This window comes from Nonomuraea sp. MG754425 (assembly GCF_021699195.1).
Lineage (GTDB): Bacteria > Actinomycetota > Actinomycetes > Streptosporangiales > Streptosporangiaceae > Nonomuraea.
Map to the genome: position 1 here is coordinate 1 of NZ_SSXE01000527.1, position 388 is coordinate 388.

The window sequence follows — 388 nt, forward strand, 5'->3', positions numbered from 1 at the left end:
TATTTTAGGAGGGGTCCTGTGAAAAAAGCCAAAAATGATTATGTACAGCTCGCCGTTGCCATGTGCAGAACAGGCATACTCGGCTACGGCGGAGGGCCTTCTGTCATTCCGCTAATCCGGCATGATGCCGTAACCCGGTACAACTGGCTGAGCGACGATGAATTCGGGGAGACACTGGCCATCGCCAACGCCCTTCCCGGCCCGATCGCCACCAAAATGGCAGCCTATCTCGGGTACAAGCTGAAGGGAGTCCGGGGCGCATTCCTCTCCGTGCTCGCCCACATTTTACCCAGCTGCATTGCGATGATCGCCCTGCTCTCTGCCGTCAATTACTTAAGCGGCTCCCGGACTGTAGCGGGTATGATCGCCTCAGTTTCACCTGTAATTG

At 55.9% G+C, this 388-nt stretch carries 1 protein-coding gene; it reads left to right on the plus strand.

What is annotated here, in order from left to right:
• Positions 1-18: 18 nt before the first annotated feature.
• The coding region (locus FAF44_RS53825; protein WP_368857807.1) for a chromate transporter at positions 19-388 on the plus strand (370 nt) is incomplete at its 3' end.